General features: G+C 69.1%; 16 protein-coding genes. 11 read left to right on the top strand and 5 right to left on the bottom strand.

Going from position 1 to position 15,780, the window contains the following annotated elements; genetic code table 11:
* Positions 1 to 17: 17 nt before the first annotated feature.
* Together U5K29_06530 and U5K29_06525 are read right to left on the bottom strand one after the other, a co-directional pair.
* The gene (locus U5K29_06530) at positions 18 to 1,526 is read right to left on the bottom strand and encodes a hypothetical protein (protein MDZ7678188.1); all 1,509 of its coding nucleotides are present in this window, start codon (positions 1,524 to 1,526) and stop codon (positions 18 to 20) included.
* 41 nt (positions 1,527 to 1,567) lie between these two features.
* The gene (locus tag U5K29_06525) at positions 1,568 to 1,705 is read right to left on the bottom strand and encodes a hypothetical protein (GenBank protein ID MDZ7678187.1); all 138 of its coding nucleotides are present in this window, start codon (positions 1,703 to 1,705) and stop codon (positions 1,568 to 1,570) included.
* Between the two features lie 128 nt (positions 1,706 to 1,833).
* Between U5K29_06525 and U5K29_06520 the strand changes: the two genes are divergently transcribed.
* The 8 genes from U5K29_06520 (at position 1,834) to U5K29_06485 (ending at position 9,076) form a co-directional block, all read left to right on the top strand.
* Positions 1,834 to 3,081, top strand: coding sequence for an alpha/beta hydrolase (locus U5K29_06520; GenBank protein MDZ7678186.1), 1,248 nt, complete (start codon positions 1,834 to 1,836; stop codon positions 3,079 to 3,081).
* 100 nt (positions 3,082 to 3,181) lie between these two features.
* Positions 3,182 to 3,502, top strand: coding sequence for a hypothetical protein (locus U5K29_06515; GenBank protein MDZ7678185.1), 321 nt, complete (start codon positions 3,182 to 3,184; stop codon positions 3,500 to 3,502).
* Positions 3,499 to 4,818, top strand: coding sequence for a YcaO-like family protein (locus tag U5K29_06510; protein ID MDZ7678184.1), 1,320 nt, complete (start codon positions 3,499 to 3,501; stop codon positions 4,816 to 4,818). Before U5K29_06515 ends, U5K29_06510 begins: the two co-directional genes overlap by 4 nt.
* Positions 4,815 to 6,170: a TfuA-like protein gene (locus U5K29_06505; protein MDZ7678183.1), complete on the top strand. Its 1,356-nt coding sequence runs from the start codon at positions 4,815 to 4,817 to the stop codon at positions 6,168 to 6,170. The genes U5K29_06510 and U5K29_06505 overlap by 4 nt, the downstream gene beginning before the upstream one ends.
* A gap of 49 nt (positions 6,171 to 6,219) precedes the next feature.
* Positions 6,220 to 6,822: a 2OG-Fe(II) oxygenase gene (locus tag U5K29_06500; GenBank protein MDZ7678182.1), complete on the top strand. Its 603-nt coding sequence runs from the start codon at positions 6,220 to 6,222 to the stop codon at positions 6,820 to 6,822.
* Positions 6,789 to 7,115 carry an antibiotic biosynthesis monooxygenase family protein gene (locus tag U5K29_06495; GenBank protein ID MDZ7678181.1) on the top strand — a complete coding sequence of 109 codons (327 nt, stop codon included), beginning with the start codon at positions 6,789 to 6,791 and terminating at the stop codon, positions 7,113 to 7,115. Before U5K29_06500 ends, U5K29_06495 begins: the two co-directional genes overlap by 34 nt.
* A 322-nt stretch (positions 7,116 to 7,437) precedes the next feature.
* On the top strand, positions 7,438 to 7,647 hold the full coding sequence (locus U5K29_06490) for a hypothetical protein (protein MDZ7678180.1): 210 nt from the start codon (positions 7,438 to 7,440) through the stop codon (positions 7,645 to 7,647).
* A gap of 370 nt (positions 7,648 to 8,017) precedes the next feature.
* Positions 8,018 to 9,076, top strand: a complete 1,059-nt coding sequence (locus U5K29_06485; protein ID MDZ7678179.1) for a DUF222 domain-containing protein — start codon at positions 8,018 to 8,020, stop codon at positions 9,074 to 9,076.
* 17 nt (positions 9,077 to 9,093) lie between these two features.
* On the opposite strand, the gene U5K29_06480 is transcribed toward U5K29_06485, so the two are convergent.
* From U5K29_06480 to rpmB, 3 genes are all read right to left on the bottom strand, one after another.
* Positions 9,094 to 10,890, bottom strand: a complete 1,797-nt coding sequence (locus U5K29_06480) for a phosphoenolpyruvate carboxykinase (GTP) (protein ID MDZ7678178.1) — start codon at positions 10,888 to 10,890, stop codon at positions 9,094 to 9,096.
* Positions 10,891 to 10,944: 54 nt separating this feature from the next.
* Positions 10,945 to 11,181 carry a hypothetical protein gene (locus U5K29_06475; GenBank protein MDZ7678177.1) on the bottom strand — a complete coding sequence of 79 codons (237 nt, stop codon included), beginning with the start codon at positions 11,179 to 11,181 and terminating at the stop codon, positions 10,945 to 10,947.
* Positions 11,182 to 11,308: 127 nt separating this feature from the next.
* Positions 11,309 to 11,503 carry a 50S ribosomal protein L28 gene (gene rpmB, locus U5K29_06470; GenBank protein ID MDZ7678176.1) on the bottom strand — a complete coding sequence of 65 codons (195 nt, stop codon included), beginning with the start codon at positions 11,501 to 11,503 and terminating at the stop codon, positions 11,309 to 11,311.
* 127 nt (positions 11,504 to 11,630) lie between these two features.
* On the opposite strand from rpmB, the gene U5K29_06465 reads away from it, so the two are divergent.
* Genes U5K29_06465 through U5K29_06455 form a run of 3 tightly spaced genes read left to right on the top strand, consistent with a single transcriptional unit; the run spans position 11,631 to position 15,764 of the window.
* The gene (locus U5K29_06465) at positions 11,631 to 13,313 is read left to right on the top strand and encodes a DAK2 domain-containing protein (GenBank protein MDZ7678175.1); all 1,683 of its coding nucleotides are present in this window, start codon (positions 11,631 to 11,633) and stop codon (positions 13,311 to 13,313) included.
* Position 13,314: 1 nt separating this feature from the next.
* A complete protein-coding gene (gene recG / locus U5K29_06460) occupies positions 13,315 to 15,477 on the top strand; it encodes an ATP-dependent DNA helicase RecG (GenBank protein ID MDZ7678174.1) in 2,163 nt (720 codons plus the stop codon).
* Complete coding sequence (locus U5K29_06455) at positions 15,474 to 15,764, top strand: hypothetical protein (protein MDZ7678173.1); 291 nt, start codon at positions 15,474 to 15,476, stop codon at positions 15,762 to 15,764. Before recG ends, U5K29_06455 begins: the two co-directional genes overlap by 4 nt.
* The last annotated feature ends 16 nt before the right edge of the window (positions 15,765 to 15,780 follow it).

Here is a 15,780-nt window from a genome sequence, read left to right as displayed (position 1 = left end):
GACGCGTTCCTCCCTACCTATGGCTCGAGGCGGTAGTAGGTGCCCTCGGGAGCGAAGTCGTCTTCGACGTAGGTGCCCTTGGGAGCGAAGTCGTCTTCGACGTAGGTGCCCTTGGGAGCGAAGTCGTCTTCGACGTAGGTGCCCTTGGGAGCGAAGTCGTCTTCGACGTAGGTGCCGACGCCGGTCGGCGGCGCCTCCTGGCTCTGCCCTGAGCCGAGCGAGCTGGCACCCCGACCCTCCGACGTGGCCTCGGTCTTGGGAGTCTTGCCGAGCAGCTCTTCCTGCATGGCGACCTTGGCCCGGGCCTGGCGCTCGTTGCCGCGGGTCTGGAGGAACGCCTGGTAGGGGAGCGTGAGGTTGCCCTTGTAGATGCCCTCCTCGTCGTTGAGCCACCCCTTGCCGGGTCGGCCGTCGCGTCCCACCGCGCCGCCAAGAGTGACCCTTGCCGAGAGGTTCCCTCGACCGGACTGGTGCACGTCGCGGTCGTCGCTCTTTGCCTTGCGGTCGAGCAGACCCCGCCCGGCCATCTCGTTGACCGCCTGGTAGGTGTACTCGCCCTCGGGGCGGTAGTGCCCGCTCTCGTCGGTGACCTCGGTGATGTGCTTGTCCTCGATCTTCATCAACCCGGCACCAGCGACGTTGCCGCCGGCGAGGGGGCTCGAGTGGTGCATGTTCACCTGCTTGCCGTCGGGACCCCGCTGGTGGTTGGTGTGGTCGAAGGTGTGGATGGAGCCGGTGTCGGGGCTCATCACCCAGCCGTGCTCGTCGGCGTAGTCGTTGTACTCCCGGCGGTCGTGGGTGGTCTTGACCTTGCCGTTTGCCTTCTCCTTGAGGCGTGACTTCTCTCGGGCATGGGGATCGTGGTCGTAACGGGTCGTGACCTGGTCGCTGTCGCGGAACTGCTCCCACTGCTTGCGCACGTCCGGGTCGCTGGGATCGAGCCCGCGACCCCTCGCCCAACCCCCGAGGTTGGTGCGCCAGGCCACCCCCTTGTCCTCGCCCTGGTAGTGGTCCACGAGCTGCTTGCCGGCGAGGGGGCCGTCCCTGCCGGCGAAGGACAGGTCTCCACCTTCGGAGTCGGTGGTCTTGGTCTTGTTCACCCGCGACATGATCTTCTGTCGCTTCTGCTCGGTGCTCGATGGCGGCGCCGGTGGCCACTGCGGCAGCTTCGACCCAGTGGAATCGCCCAACGATTTGCGCTCGAGCTGGCGCATCATGCGGGAGGTGATCCGACCGCCGCTGCCGGCGAGCATGGAGTCGATCGCGTCGTCGGTCGGTCCCGAAGCGGTGGGCTTGGTGGGGGTCGAGTACGAACCGCCTGGAGAGTTGAGGGCTTGCGCGTATCCCGAGGGTGGTCGTGGCTCGGAGTAGTAGGCGTTCGCGGTCGAGTCCGGAGCCAACTGCGACGAGTAGCCCCCGGAACGGGTCGGGGGATCGCTGTAGACCGATGAGTGGCCCGACTCGGAATCGAGCGTGTAGGTGTACTGCTGGTGCGGTTCGAGCTGTCGATCGTATGGCCCCGGCATGCCGAAAAGCGTAGCGGTGAGCGAGGTCGCTGTGCCGGGGCTCAGCTCTCGCCGGTCAGGTCCTCGGCGATGCTCGCCGACCCACAACGCGACGCCAGGTATCCGTAGACCTCGGGCGCGGCGCGGTCATAGAGCGACAGCAGGGCTCGGCGTTGATCGGACACGGGAACGTTGCTCACCATCCCTTCCATCGCTCGGGACGCGCGAATTCCTACACCGCCGGCGTCATCGATGTCGCCGCGAGCTCGGCTCGTCCCCATCAGCGGCGGGGCGCCGACCGATCGGTGGCCGGGTAGCCTCGGCGACCATGGAACGGCGCGCAGGGTCGATCTTCCTGGCGGCCAGCGCCATCGGGGCCGCCCGCACGCTCAACGCCTGGCACCCGGTGAGCCGGTCGGGTCGCGCTTCGGTCCTCGCGTTCGGCGATGGGGTCACCATCTCGGAGATGCCGCTGCACACCCTCGCCTGGCAGGCTGCGCTCTCCGCCGGGTTCGTCAAGGCCGGGGCGCTGCGCACCGGCACCGGTCGGGCCGGGTTGGCACTCACCGCCGCGTCATGGGCCGGGCTCGTCGCGCTCGACCGGGTCGCCTCGGAGGCCGACGAGGTGCTCGAAGCCGCCCTCGTCGACGGCCTCGGCCCCGACTACCGGCAGCGAATGGACGCCACCTTCGCGCCCCCCGAACACCCGGGCATCACCCTCCGCCAGGTCGCCAACCCGCTGCCCCGGCTCCGCCGCCGCTACGCCACCACCCGCGACGTGCCCTACGGCGTGCACGGCCGCCGCAACCACCTCGACATCTGGCGCCGGGCCGACCTGGCCGACGACGCCGGCGCGCCGGTGCTCGTCCAGGTGCACGGCGGTGCGTGGACGATGGGCAGCAAGGAGTATCAGGCCAACCCCCTCATGGGTCACCTCGCCGAACGGGGCTGGGTCAGCGTCGCGCTGAACTACCGCCTGTCGCCCCGCAGCACCTGGCCTGACCACATCGTCGACGTCAAACGGGCCCTCGCCTGGGTGAAGGACCACATCGTCGAGTACGGCGGCGACCCCGACTTCGTCGTCGTCACCGGAGGGTCGGCGGGCGGCCACCTGTCGTCGCTCGCCGCGCTCACCCCGAACGTCGACGCCTTCCAGCCCGGGTTCGAGGACGCCGACACCAGCGTCCGGGCCGCGGTGCCCATGTACGGCGTCTACGACTTCACCAACCGCGATGGCACCGGCAGCGCCGGACTGGAGGCCCTGCTCACCAAGCACGTCTTCCAGACGACTCTGGCCGACGAACCCGACGCCTGGGACCAGGCCAGCCCCATGAGCTGGATCGGACCCGACGCCCCACCTTTCTTCCTGGCCCACGGCACCAACGACACCCTCGTGCCGGTCGAACAGGCCCGCTCCTTCGCCCGCATGCTGCGCGAGGTGTCGAACCAGGCGGTCGTCTACGCCGAGCTGCCTCGGGCCCAGCACGCGTTCGACCTGTTCTCCTCCGTGCGCACGCTTCACACCCTCCGGGCGATCGACCGCTTCCTCGCCGTGGTCCGCTCCGGCACCTCGTAGCGCTCAGCGCAGGCCGAGTCGGTCCGCGCCCTGTAACCACCGGTGGATCTCCTCGTCTGGCCAGGTTGACAGCTACACCCGAGCGCTCGAGGAGCACATCATGGCCAGTGAAGAACGCAAGTCGGTCGAAGGAGCCCTCATCCAGGGGGGAGGGGGAGAGGTGTACTTCATCCCCAACGAGATCCTCCAGAACTACAAGGTGGAAGGCGAAGGTGCAGATGTGGCACGAGAGGCCTTCGCCGACGACGAGGTCTCCGGCTTCGACTTCAACCGCACCATCTCCCAGACGTCGTTCCCATCCGACATCTTTCAGCCGATGAAGGCCATGACCGGGCCGTTCGGATCGCTGCCCGTCTCCGCCGGTGTCGGCGACGAGCCGACCGATGTCGACTCGTCATCGCTTCAGTACTTCCGGCGATGACCGAGGTGCTGATCGGGTCGCTCCGGGACGAGCCTCGCTCGCCCGGGGCGGCCCGGCCGCCGGGCGTCGATGCTCTGGTGGAACGGTTCGGCACCGCCGGAAAGACCACGGTGCACGGAACCCACCGGGTGCGTCCGCCCGACGAGACCGTGGCATGGGTCCGCGAACGCTTCGACGCCTTCGGAATCACCCGCGTCGCCAACGTGACCGGGCTCGACATCATCGGCATCCCCGTCGTGATGGTCGTCCGCCCCAACTCCCGGGGCCTGTCGGTCTCCCAGGGCAAGGGCCTCACCCTCGACGCCGCCAAGGCGTCGGGTGTGATGGAGTGCATCGAGCTCTGGCATGCCGAGCACATGGACGGGCAACTGTGGCGGGCCAGCGCCAACGAGGTCCTGTCTCGCGCACGGATGCTCCAGATCGACCGGCTGCCCAAGGCGATCGGCGGCAAGTTCGATCGAGGGCTCCAGATCCTGTGGGCAGAAGGCGTCGACATCGTGAGCGGCGATCCGGTGTGGGTTCCCGAAGAGGTGGTGTCCACGGACTGCAGCTTCCCCAAGTTCCCCGGGGCGGGCTGCTTCATCACCACCTCCAACGGCCTCGCGTCGGGCAACCACCCCCTCGAAGCGATCAGCCACGGGCTCTGCGAGGTCATCGAGCGGGACTCGACCACCCTGTTCGAGATGGGCTCCGATTCCCGACGCGCCGCCCGCCGGATCGCGCTCGACACTGTTGCCGACCCGGACTGCCGGGCGCTGTTGCGGCGATGCGACGAGGCGGGAGTCGCGGTCGCCGCATGGGACACGACCACCGACATCGGGCTCCCGTCGGTCACCTGCGAGCTCTTCGACCGTGAGCCCAACCCGTGGCGCCCGCTACCCGTCGGTGCCGGCCACGGTTGCCATCCCTCGAGTGCGATCGCGTTCTCCCGGGCGTTGACCGAGGCCGCCCAGAGTCGCCTGACCCTCATCGTCGGCTCGCGCGACGACTACCTCTACCGCGACTATGCCCGCTCGACCGGGTCCGAGAGCCGTGCCTACCAGCGTAGGTTGCTCGACGAGCCGACCCCGCGATCGTTCGCCGATCTTCCTAGCCATGCGACCGACTCGCTGGAGGGCGACGTGGAGCTGATCGTCCGATTGCTCACCGCCAGGGGTCTCGACGAGGTCGTCACGATCGACCTCACTCAACATCAGCATTCGATTCCCGTCTACAAGGTCGTCGTGCCCGATCTGGAGCATCGGGGACCGGGCTCCCAGCAGTACCGACCCGGTCCACGGGCCCAGGCCGCGATCGACAGAGGTCGTCCCGCATGAGCGATGTCATCGTCTTCACCGGTCCGACGTTGCGGGCAGACGAGGTCAGCCGCCGATTTCCTGGTGCCGAGGTCCGGCCGCCGGCGGCACTCGGCGATGTGTATCGCGCCGTTCAGTCCCGACCTCGGGCGATCGCCATGATCGACGGTTACTTCGAACGGGTCCCCTCGCCGTGGCACAAGGAGTTGCTGTGGGCCATGAACGAGGGCGTCGCGCTCTTCGGGGCGGCCAGCATGGGCGCGCTGCGCGCCGCCGAGCTCGAGCCCTTCGGCATGGTCGGCGTGGGACGGGTCTATGACTGGTTCCGTTCGGGCTGGTTGGAGGACGACGACGAGGTCGCGGTCGCTCATCTCGGCCCAGATGATGAGTTCCGGCCCGTCACCGTGGCCATGGTCAACGTCCGGGCGACCCTCGACCGAGCCGTCGCGGCAGGAACGCTCGACGAGCACGACGCCGCGACCTCGATCGACCTCGCCAAGTCGCTCCACTACACCGATCGGACCTGGTCGGGCATCGTCGGCACGATCCGCTCCAGCGGCGCGCTCAGTGACGCATCGGTCGGACGGCTCGAGGCCTGGTTGGCCGAGGGGTCCATCGACCTCAAGGCCGACGACGCCCGCGAGCTCCTCGGCGAGGTGCATGGATGGTTGACGAACGGAGCTCGACCTCCGACGGTGACCTGGAGCTTCGAGCACACGACGTTCTGGGAGCGTGCCCTGCAGGAGATCATCACCGATCAGTCCGCCAGCTCGGCACGGCCCACCGGCGGCGACATGCAGCGGGTGCTCGATGAGCTGCGCCTCCGCCCCGACGAGCACCGCCAGGTCTTTGACGACGCCTTCGTGCGCTGGTTGGCAGGAGCCTACGCCCAGGCTCGCTCGCTGGAGCTGCGCCCGGAGGAGACACAGGCGGTCCTCGACCAGATGCGAGCCCGGATGGGCCTGCTCGAGCCCTCGGATGTGGAGACCTGGCTCGCCGAGGAGGAGATGACACCCGCGAACCTGCGGACCCAGGTGCGAGATGAGGCGTTCGTGGCGTGGGCTCGCGCCAAGTCGCGACTCGAGCTGGACCCGATCGCCATCGACGTGCTCCGCGGCTCCCGCCGCTACGGGTCCCTGCTCCAGCGCGCCCGCGAGAAGCACGAGGTGTTGGGCCCATCGTGGACCGCCGATGGTCTCCACGGCGGCGAGGTGGTCTCGGATGAGGACCTGCTCAGGTGGTGGTTCGAAGAGGAGTGGGGAGGATCCGTGCCCTGCGACCTGGATCAGCACCTCCTGGAACACCAGCTCGGCGACCGTGCGACATTCATCCAAGCTCTGCGCCGTGAGCACGTCTACCGATCGTCGGGATGACCGCGACGACCGGTCGTCCCGGCGGCGTGGGAGGGCGGCACTCGTGGGTGTGAGCGACAGGTCAGGTCTGTTGGTGCGCGACCACTTCCTTCCCGCTCATCTGCGCGACGCCCTGTTCGCACGCGTGACCGCCTGCGAGGCAGAGTTCGTCTGGGGCAACACTCGGGGCGGCCCCTCGGCGCAGCGTCATGCCCTCGTGCTCGACTCGGCCCGGCTCGGTGAGCTCGAGTCGGCGTTCCTCGGGCTGTTGTGTGCCGAGATCGAAGCCCAGGCCGAGGTGTTCGACATCGATGCCTCCACCTTGCAGTCGATCCAGCTCATCGTGACCGCGTCGTCGTCGGGTTGCTACTACCGACCTCACCTCGATGAGCGAGACGCCGGTGCGGAGGGAGCCCGCAAGATCTCAGCGGTCTGGTTCCTGCACCGCCACCCACCGGCGTTCCGCGGTGGCGAGCTGCGGGTGTACTCCCCCGAGATCGACGGGGCGACCCCGGCGGCGTGGACCGAGGATGACATCACCGTGGTCGAGGCACTCGACAATCGGCTCGTGCTGTTCCACAGCGCCACGCTGCACGAGGTGAGCGAGGTGACCATGGAGCCGGGCCAGGGGTTCGAGGGATGCCGGTTCTCACTGGTGGCATGGGCCCGTTGAGATCGTCCTACTGTGGAAGAGCTGCCCAGACCCGACCCGAGGACCGACGACATGGGTTCCACGTCATCAAGATCAACGCCATCACCGTGCCCGCCGACAGCGGCGACGAGCTGGCCAAGCGCTTCGCCGCCCGCGCCGGAGCGGTGGACGACCAGCCCGGCTTCGAGGGCTTCGAGCTGTTGAAGCCGACCGACGACCGCACCACCTGGCTGGTCATCACCCGCTGGCGCGACGAGGAGTCCTTCGAGGCCTGGGTCAACTCGCCCGGCGTTCGCCCACGGCCACCGCGGTGAGTCGTCCGGTTCCGGCGAGTCGGGCGGCGGTGGGCACCGGGCGGCATCCCGGTGGAGGCCACGGCGGGGGAGAGGCCCCGGTCGCCATGATCGGCGGAGCTGTGGTCCTACGAGGTCGCCGGCGGCTCCACGCCGGGGACCTGACCGCCGGCGACCGTCTCCTCGGCAGTGAGCATCCTGTCGCTGCACGGCGACTTCGCCTGGGCCGTCGTGTTCGCCAACGCCGCGGCCGGGCTGTGGGCACTCGGCGCGCACCAGTGGGAACGGCTCCGGCACCGCGTCGCTGTGGTGGTTCACCGCCGCCGCCCAGGTCACGATCGTCGTGCAGGCGATCCTCGGCACGATCATGATCGCCTCGCAAGGTCGCGAGGTCGACGACTTCCACACCTTCTACGGCTTCGCGTCGATCGCCGCGGTCGGCATCATCTACAGCTACCGCCAACAGGTGTACCAGTGGCGCTACCTGCTCTATGGCCTGGGCGGGCTGTTCCTCATGGGCATGGCCATCCGCACCATGACCATCGGGGTCTGAGCCGCGCAGGACCGGGACGGTGCCGCCGTGGCACCGTCGCCGCCAGGACCTCGGGGTGGCGCTCGGCGCCTTGGGTGAACTGCGATCGCCTGACGAGACTGCGGCCTCGAGGCGTCGGATGCGCCGGCTCGCACGGTCAGCACTTGCGCTCGACGGTGGTCGATGGCTCGGGCACACCGGGATGGTGACGGCTGAGTGACATCGCCGTCGCGAGTGCGTCGGTGCCTGAGCGTCAGATGTCGTCGAGGCTCTCGGCACGCCAGGATACTGATGCCTGGCGGGTTGAGGCTGCCGACGACCGACCGCTGCCGACGCGAGCTGACCTGCGGGTTGGGTGACGACGAGCTGGCCGGGGTGGGTTCGGCGTCGCGTGGGTGATGCGGCGGTGGCGCATCTGGCGGGTGAGGCCGATGCTCGGCGGGTGTGGGCCGATGATGGGTCGAAGTCGTGTTCGGGGTGGTTGGGTCGGGCGGCGGGGCGGCCGGTGGGTGAGTGCCGGTCGGTGGTGCGTCGGGCCCGGCGGTTGCGGCAGATGCCGGTCACCGACCGGGCCCATGGGGCCGGGGAGATCGCGGTGGCTCATGTGTTGCGGTTGATCGGTGCGGCCAGGGTCGATCTCGACGCGTTCGCGGTCGACGAGGAGATGCTGGTCGACCAGGCCCGCAGCCTGCGGTTCGACGACTTCTGTCGAGCCATCGACTACTGGTGTCAGCTCCATGATCCCGACGGGGTCGAGGACCAGGCGAGGGATCGCTATGAGGCCCGGCGGTTGCATCTGTCCGAGACCCTCGATGGCACCGGGGCGCTCGACGCCTGGTTCGACCCGATCGGTCTCGCCCAGTTCCGCACCGCGCTGGAACGCATCGAGAACGAACTGTGGAAACACGATTGGGCCGAGGCCCGCGACCGGCTGGGCGACGCGGCGACCGATGCGGATCTGGCCCGCACGGCGGCCCAGCGCCGCTACGACGCGCTGATCGAGATGGCCCGGCGGGCTTCGAGTGCACCGAAGGGGGCGAAACAGCCTCGGCCGCTGATCACGGTGCTGGTCGACTACCCGACCCTGGCCGGCCGGGTGTGTGAGCTCTCCACCGGTCCGGTGGTCACCCCCGGCGAGATCCTGCCGTTGCTCCAGGGTGCCGACATCGAACGGGTCGTGTTCGACGGCCCGTCACGAGTGCTCGATGTCGGTGAACGCCAACGATTGTTCACCGGCGCCACCCGCCGCGCCGTCGAAGTCCTGGACCGGCGCTGTGACATCGACACCTGCACCGTCCCCGCTCATCGTTGCGACGTCGACCACATCGACCCCTACGAACCCGGCGGGCTCACCATCCAAGCCAACGGACGCCTCCGCTGCCCCGCCCACCACAGCGGCCGACGACGACGACACCCACCCAACCCCGACGACCAAGACGACGACTGGTGACCGAGAGGGGGCAGGGATCAGTAGTCGGCGAGGCGGTCCTCGAGCTCGTCGAGCTGGGCCCGCACCTCACTGGGCAGGCGCTCGCCGAGGAACTCGAAGTGCTCGTGGATCAGGGGGATCTCGCCCTTCCACGAGTCGCGGTCGACCTCGAGCAACGCGGCCATCTCCTCGTCGGTGACCTCGATGCCGGACCGGTCGATCGATTCGACGGTTGGCACCAGGCCGATGGGCGTGTCGACCGAGTTCCCCACTCCGTCGAGCTCGGCGATGATCCATTTGAGCACCCGGATGTTGTCCCCGAAGCCCGGCCAGATGAACCGACCGTCCTGGTCCTTGCGGAACCAGTTGACCCAGAACAGCTTCGGCAGCTTGTCCGCGTCTCCCTTGCGTCCGATGTGGAGCCAGTGGTTCATGTAGTCGCCGGCGTTGTAGCCCATGAACGGCAGCATGGCGAACGGATCGAACCGGACCTCGCCGATCGTGCCGGCGGCGGCGGCGGTCTTCTCCGACGACATGATCGAACCGAGGAACACGCCGTGCTCCCAGTCGCGGGCCTGGGTCACCAGCGGCACGTTCGTGGCGCGCCGGCCGCCGAAGAGGATCGCCTCGATGGGCACACCCGCGGGGTCCTCCCACTTGGGGTCGATCGACGGGCACTGCGCAGCGGGGGCGGTGAACCGGGCGTTGGGGTGCGAGGCCGGGGTGTCGGAGTCAGGCGTCCAGTCGTTGCCGCGCCAGTCGATGAGGTGTGCCGGTGGCTCGTCGGTGAGGTCCTCCCACCACACGTCGCCGTCGTCGGTGAGGGCGGTGTTGGTGAAGATGCAGTTGGCGTCGAGGGAACGCAAGGCGTTGGGGTTCGTGGCCTCGCTGGTGCCGGGGGCGACGCCGAAGAAGCCGGCTTCGGGGTTGATGGCCCGGAGCTGGCCGTCGTCGTCGAACTTCATCCAGGCGATGTCGTCGCCGATCGTCTCGACCTTCCAACCCGGGAGGTTGGGGATCATCATCGCCATGTTGGTCTTGCCGCACGCCGAGGGGAACGCGGCCGCGAGGTAGTGCTTGTGCCCACCCGGAGGGGTGACACCGACGATGAGCATGTGCTCGGCCATCCAACCCTCGTCGCGGGCCATGGTCGAGGCGATGCGCAGGGCGAAGCACTTCTTGCCCAGCAGGGCGTTGCCGCCGTAGCCCGAGCCGTAGGACCAGATCTCGCGAGTCTCGGGGAAGTGCACGATGTACTTGTTGTCGGCATCGCAGGGCCACGGGACATCGGCCTGGCCGGGCTCGAGGGGCGCGCCGACCGAGTGCACGCACGGCACGAACTCGCCGTCGCCGAGGGTGTCGAGCACCGCCTGGCCCATGCGGGTCATGATCCGCATGTTCGCCGCCACGTAGGCGGAGTCGGTGAGCTCGACGCCGATGTGGGCGATGGGCGATCCGAGCGGGCCCATGCTGAAGGGCACCACGTACATGGTGCGGCCTGCCATCGCTCCCCGGTACAGGTCGGTGAGCTCGGCCTTCATCTCCGCGGGCGCCCGCCAGTTGTTGGTGGGGCCGGCGTCGATCTCGTGTTCGGAGCAGATGAAGGTGCGATCCTCGACCCTGGCCACGTCGGCGGGATCCGACTGGGCGAGGTAGCTGTTGGGGCGCTTGGCCTCGTTCAGGGTGCGGAAGGTGCCGCTCTCGACGAGGAGCCGGCACAACCGGTCGTACTCCTCGGCCGATCCGTCGCACCACTCGACCGAGTCGGGACCGAGGATCTCGGCCCACTCGTTCACCCAGGTCAGCAGCTTCGAGTTCTTCGTCGGGGTGCTCACGTCGTGCCTAGCCTCTCGCCGGGGGGTTGAGTATGGGTCGGTGACGTCGAGGCGTCAGGCCTCGATCTGGGGGAACCCTCGGGTGCCCATGTCGGCCTCGGAGCCGAGCCGCACGGTGGTGGCGTGATCCGAGCCGTCGAGCTCGAAGACCACGCGCTGGCCGGGACGCAGCATCCTGAGGATGGACCCGTCGAGGGCGCCGGGGGCGAGATCGAACTCGCCGAAGTCGGTGTCGCGGGTCACCACGCCGTCTCCCGTGGCCGGGTCGTAGGACTTGATGACACCCTGCACCGATTGCTCTCCTGCGCCTCGTCGAGTGTGAGGCACTTCACGGTAGCTTCCGGGTTCTTCGTTTGACCAAACGGCGACCGGGCGCGCGGGCGGCATGGAGGGCTTCGCCAGGTAGGGGACGCGCCCGCTAGCGGACGGCCTTTTGGATCTTGCCGGCCTTGAGACAGCCGGTGCACACGTCGACGCGCTTGGTCGATCCGCCGACCACGGCACGGACCCGCTGGATGTTGGGGTTCCACCGACGCTTGGTGCGACGGTGCGAGTGGCTGACTTGCATGCCGAACGACGGCTTCTTGCCGCACACCGAACACACGGCGGCCATGGGGCACCTCGGGAGGATCAGACGAAGGGGAATCGCGCCAAGGCGATCCGGGACGAGGAGCGATCCTACCAGCGTCGGAAGGCCGATGGACAAGCCGGGCCCCGGTCAGTCGGTATCCTCGGCACCCATGACCGTTCTGGACCGTCTCGACCCCTCGGCCATCTGCCGGGTCATGGGCGAGTTCCGCGACGCGCTGCGGGCCCATCAGCGCCACATCAACCGCCTCAACGTCTATCCCGTGCCCGATGGCGACACCGGCACCAACATGGCGCTCACCCTCGAGTCGGTCGTGGCCGAGCTCGACGACCTGGGAGCCAACGGCGACGGTCCCGACCTGACCGCGGTGTGCGGCGCCATCGGACACGGCGCCCTCATGGGCGCGCGCGGCAACTCGGGGGTCATCCTCTCCCAGGTCATGCGGGGATTCACTTCCGTGGTCCGCGAAGCCGGAACGTTCGACGCCCCCACCTTCGCGGCGGCGTTGACCGCCGCTTCCGACGCCGCCTACGAGGCGGTGATGCGCCCGGTCGAGGGCACGATCCTCACCGTGGTCCGCGAAGCTGCCGGGGCAGCCGAGACCGCCGTGGCCGGCGGCCGGGACCTCGTCGCCAGCCTCGACGCCGCCCGCACCAAGGCCCTCGACGCGCTCGAGCGCACCCCCGAGTTGTTGCCGGTTCTTGCCGAGGCCGGTGTCGTCGATGCCGGAGGCGCGGGCTTCGTGCTGTTCCTCGACTCGATGCTGCACGTGGTCGACGGACGGGAGATGCCAACACCCACCGAGGGCGAGGGCGTGGTGTCGGCCCACCCCCACCTGGTCGACGCCGACGGGGTCGGCCACCAGCATCACGACAGCGACGTGGGCGACCTGCGCTACGAGGTGATGTACTTCCTCGAAGCTCCCGACGAGACGATCGGGGCGTTCAAGGACGTGTGGGCGGGTATCGGCGATTCGATCGTGGTCGTGGGCGGTGACGGGCTGTGGAACTGCCACATCCACACCGATGACATCGGTGCCGCCATCGAAGCGGCGATCGACATCGGACGGCCCCGCACCATCCGGGTCACCGACCTGGCCGAACAGGTCGAAGAGGAGCGCTGGGTCCGCGAAGGTGCGGCCGAACCAGGAAGCGGGCCCGAAGCTCCGAGCGAGCCCGTTCCGTGCGCGGTGGTGGCGGTGGCCACCGGCCCGGGCGTGCAGCGGATCCTCCACTCGCTCGGGGTGCACCAGATCGTCGCCGGCGGTCAATCCATGAACCCCTCCACCGCCCAGCTCCTCGACGCCGTCGACGCCGTGCCCGCCGACGAGGTGGTCATCCTGCCCAACAACAAGAACATCGTGGCGGTCGCCAACCAGGTCGACGCCGAGACCACCAAGACCGTCCGGGTGGTCGCCACCCACTCCGTCGTCGAAGGCATGGCCGCGCTGCTGGCCTATGACCCCCAGGCCCCCGCCGCCGATAACGCCGTGTCCATGGCCGACGCCGCCGACGAGGTGGTCACCGGCGAGGTCACCACCGCCGTGCGCGACTCCACCTGTGAGGTCGGACCCATCGCCACCGGCGACTACATCGGCATCGGCCCGACGGGCATCGTGTCGGTCTCGGCCACCTTGGCCGACGCCGTGACCGGTCTGGTCGACCGCATCGTCACCGACGACCACGAGCTGGTCACCATCCTCGAGGGCGAGGGGTCCAGTCCCGCCACCACCCGCCACATCACCGAGTGGCTCGACGAGCACCGCCCCGACGCCGAGACCGAGGTGCACCACGGCGGACAACCGCTCTACCCCTACACCCTCGGCGTGGAGTGACGTGGCCCGGACACTGGTCCAGCTGGCCAGGATCCCGGTCACCGAGCTGAAGGGGGTCGGTGCGGCCAAGGCCGCCTCGCTGGCCGAGCTCGACATCCACACCGTGCTCGACCTGCTCACCACCTACCCTCGTCGCTACATCGACCGCAGTCGCCAGGCCCGCATCGCCGATCTCGGGGACGGGGACGAGGCGATGATCCTGGTCACCGTGCGGTCGATCTCGACCCGCCGGACCCGCAACCGCAAGACCATGGTCAACGCCACGGTCAGCGACGGCGACCGCACCCTCAAGGTGTCGTTCTTCAACCAGCCCTGGCGCGAGAAGCAGTTGCCGCCGGGCACCAACACGATCCTGTTCGGCAAGATCGAGCGCTTCGGTGGCCGGCTGCAGATGACCAACCCGGTGGTCGACCTCGTCGGCGACCGCACCGGGCGGATCATCCCCGTCTATCCGCAGTCCGAGAAGGTCAGGGTCATGTCATGGGACCTGGCACGGTGGATGGACGAGGTGCTCGACCGCGCCGGCGAGTTCGCCGAGCCCGTGCCCGCTGAGGTGCGTGCCCGCTTCGACCTGGTCGGCCGCACCGCCGCCTTCCGGGGCATCCACACCCCCGACACGCTGGGCACAGCCGAACGGGCCCGTCGCCGGTTGGTGTTCGACGAGCTGTTGCGGGTGCAGCTCGCGCTGGTGCAGCGCAAGCGTCGCCTCGAGGCCGAGTCGCCCGGCATCGCCCACGACACCACCCACCTCGCCCAGCTCGACCGGTTCCTCGGACAGTTGCCGTTCCCCCTCACCGGTGCTCAGCGCCGTGTCGTCGACGAGATCATCGACGATCTCGGCCGACCCCATCCCATGCACCGGTTGCTGCAGGGCGACGTCGGGGCCGGCAAGACGGTGGTGGCCGTCGCCGCGCTGCTGGTCGCGATCGAAGGTGGCCACCAGGGTGCGCTCATGGCCCCCACCTCGGTGCTGGCCGAACAGCACTGGCTCGGCATCCGTGGGCTCCTCGACGGGTTCGAGGTCGAGGCCGGCGAGGCGTCGCTGTTCGCCACCCGCCCGCTGGCGGTCGAACTGCTCACCAACCGCACCAGCGCCGCCGAGCGCCGCCGGATGCTCGAACGACTCGGCGCCGGCGAGGTCGACCTGCTCGTCGGGACCCACGCCCTCATTCAGGAGGGGGTCACCTTCGCCGACCTGGGCGCGGTGGTCATCGACGAGCAGCACCGCTTCGGGGTCGACCAGCGGGCCGCGCTGCGCGCCGCCAACACCGACGGCACCGTCCCCGACGTGCTGGTCATGACCGCCACCCCCATCCCCCGCACCGCGGCCATGACCGTCTACGGGGACCTCGACGTGTCCGTGCTCGACGAGCTGCCCCCCGGGCGCACCCCCGTCGTCACCGAGTGGGTGCAGACCCGACCCGACGGCGAGATCGACGGCCAGGTCAGCGGCGCCGAGGCCGCCATGTGGGACACCGTGCGGGCCGAGGTCACCGCCGGACGCCAGGCCTATGTGGTGTGCCCGCTGGTCGAGGAATCCGAGAAGCTCGAGGTGGCCTCGGCCGAGGAGACCTTCGAGCGCCTCCGCTCCGACGAGCTGGCCGGCTTGTCGGTGGGCTTGTTGCACGGGCGGGTGTCGCCGGCCGAGAAGGAGCAGACGATGGAGCTGTTCCGCTCGGGAGCGCTCGACGTGCTGGTGGCCACCACCGTCATCGAGGTCGGGGTCGACGTCCCCAACGCCACGGTGATGGTGATCCTCGACGCCGACCGGTTCGGCATCGCCCAGTTGCACCAGCTCCGAGGTCGAGTGGGCCGTGGCGCCGAACAGTCGTGGTGCTATCTGGTGGGAGCAGCCACGACCCCCGACGGGCGCGCCCGCCTCGAGGCGCTGGTGCGCTCGACCGACGGCTTCGAGCTGGCCGAGGTCGACCTCGACCTCCGCGGGGAGGGCACCTTGATGGGGGAGCGGCAGAAGGGCCGCAACGACCTCAAGCTGGCGTCGCTGCGCCGCGACCGAGACTGGGTGGAGCGGGCCCGAGCGATCGCCATCGAGATGGTCGACGACGATCCCGAGCTGGTCGATGACGCCCACCGTGGTCTGGCGGCCGAGCTCGAGCTGTTCCTCGGCGACGACGACACCTCGGAGTACCTGCTCAAGTCATGACCGACCCCGATCGAGCCCAAGGCCCCGGCGACGACGGCGACGAGGAGTTCGAGCCCACCGGCAAGTGGGCCAACCCCGCGATCTACGCCAGCAACTGGCGCTCGATCCTGATCATCGACTCGATGCTCGGCTTCGCCGTGTTCTGGGTCGGGTTGTTGATGATCCTGTTCTGGAACTGGTTCGTCGGCTCGTTCGTCGGCGCGCTGGGGCTCACCTACATGGCCGCGGTCGGCCGCCGCTACCTGCAGTGGCGGTGGCTGCGACGACGAGCAGGCCTCGACAGCTGATGGCTGCAAGAGCTCT

The sequence above is a fragment of the Acidimicrobiales bacterium genome, assembly GCA_034521975.1.
In the GTDB taxonomy this organism is placed as follows: Bacteria; Actinomycetota; Acidimicrobiia; order Acidimicrobiales; family SKKL01; genus SKKL01.
Note: the sequence above shows the minus strand (reverse complement) of the source record. Positions and strands in the feature narration are given on the sequence as shown.

Bases quoted from the DNA above. Each gene is read 5' to 3' on its own strand.
- U5K29_06465 (MDZ7678175.1), top strand. From the start codon at position 11,631: ATGACCGTTCTGGACCGTCTCGACCCCTCGGCCATCTGCCGGGTCATG.
- U5K29_06455 (MDZ7678173.1), top strand. From the start codon at position 15,474: ATGACCGACCCCGATCGAGCCCAAGGCCCCGGCGACGACGGCGACGAG.
- U5K29_06520 (MDZ7678186.1), top strand. From the start codon at position 1,834: ATGGAACGGCGCGCAGGGTCGATCTTCCTGGCGGCCAGCGCCATCGGG.
- rpmB (MDZ7678176.1), bottom strand. From the start codon at position 11,503: ATGGCCGCCGTGTGTTCGGTGTGCGGCAAGAAGCCGTCGTTCGGCATG.
- U5K29_06515 (MDZ7678185.1), top strand. From the start codon at position 3,182: ATGGCCAGTGAAGAACGCAAGTCGGTCGAAGGAGCCCTCATCCAGGGG.
- U5K29_06505 (MDZ7678183.1), top strand. From the start codon at position 4,815: ATGAGCGATGTCATCGTCTTCACCGGTCCGACGTTGCGGGCAGACGAG.
- U5K29_06530 (MDZ7678188.1), bottom strand. From the start codon at position 1,526: ATGCCGGGGCCATACGATCGACAGCTCGAACCGCACCAGCAGTACACC.
- U5K29_06510 (MDZ7678184.1), top strand. From the start codon at position 3,499: ATGACCGAGGTGCTGATCGGGTCGCTCCGGGACGAGCCTCGCTCGCCC.
- U5K29_06495 (MDZ7678181.1), top strand. From the start codon at position 6,789: ATGCCGGTTCTCACTGGTGGCATGGGCCCGTTGAGATCGTCCTACTGT.